Annotated in this window: 2 protein-coding genes and 1 pseudogene; all 3 read right to left on the reverse strand. The window is 57.5% G+C overall.

Annotated features, from left to right (window positions below):
• Window positions 1-259, reverse strand: a 259-nt coding sequence (locus PPL9_RS34515) for an arsenate reductase family protein (protein ID WP_244273489.1), incomplete at its 3' end; no start/stop codon positions are given.
• A 22-nt stretch (window positions 260-281) separates the two neighbouring features.
• On the reverse strand, window positions 282-644 hold the full coding sequence (locus PPL9_RS27320) for a metalloregulator ArsR/SmtB family transcription factor (protein WP_057465683.1): 363 nt from the start codon (window positions 642-644) through the stop codon (window positions 282-284).
• 157 nt (window positions 645-801) lie between these two features.
• A pseudogene (locus PPL9_RS33835) lies at window positions 802-1,053 on the reverse strand (pirin family protein); the annotation flags it as partial.

Raw genomic sequence — 1,053 nt, forward strand, 5'->3', positions numbered from 1 at the left:
GTTGCTCGATGAAGTCGATGAGCTGCGCGTCGGTCCACTTTTCATCATCGAGGCCGAGTTCTTCGTAGGGCGTGCCTTTTTTGCGCAGGATTTCGCGCACGGTGAGGCCGCTGTCTTTGATCAGCTTTTCCAGCGTTGCGCGGGAGGGCGGAGTTTTGAGGTATTCGATGACCTCTGGTTCCATGCCTGCTTGCTTAAGCATGGCGAGGGTGTTGCGGGAGGTGCCGCATTTGGGGTTGTGGTAGATGATCGGGTTCATTTGTTCTCTCCGATGGGGGCGGTCAACGACAAGGAAACGGGTTGAAATCCAGACACAGGGTAGGGTCGCCGCTGCAGCAATCCTGGGTCAGGAAACGAAGCAGGCCGCGCATGGTGGGCGGGGCAATGGCATAGCGCACCACACGGCCTTCGCGCTGGGCGGTGAGAAGCCCGGCGCGTTCAAGCGTTGCGAGGTGAAAGGACATGCGTGTGGGGGCGATGGAGAGATCTTTGGCGATCTGTCCGGAGGGCAGGCCCTTGGGCATTGCAGTCAGGATGAGACGGAAGGCAGCGAGCCTGTCTTTATGAGCCAGAGCGCTCAGCGCTGCGACGGCTTCGTCTTCCTTTAGATTTGCGGAGGTGTTGCACTCAGAATTCTCTGTCATGCAATAATATTACAAATATCCTTGTAGTATTGCAAGGTGAGTCTTTTGAAGGACAAAAGAGAGGGAGGCTTTTGTTGTTATTGAGGAGTGCCTCCCTCCAATGTGCCAATGCCAACCTGTCAGGCATTGGGCGGTCCAGATGGGGTGTGCGTTGTGCTTAACCGAGCGGTGCAAGGTGGAAGAGAATGACCTCTGCGCCTTTACCGTTGCTCAGTTCCAGCGTGCCACGGCCTTCTACTTCAATGGCATCGCCATCACTCAGCGTTTGGCCACCGACCTGCACTTCGCCGCGGGCCACGTGCACGTAGACTGCGCGCTCGTCTGCCAGCTCTAAGCTGATGGTGTCAGCGCCATCCAGCTTGCCGGAGTAGATATCGGCGGCGGCTTCTGTGCGGATGGACCCGTCACG

Origin of the sequence: Pseudovibrio sp. POLY-S9, from assembly GCF_001431305.1 — a bacterium.
Taxonomy (GTDB): domain Bacteria; phylum Pseudomonadota; class Alphaproteobacteria; order Rhizobiales; family Stappiaceae; genus Pseudovibrio.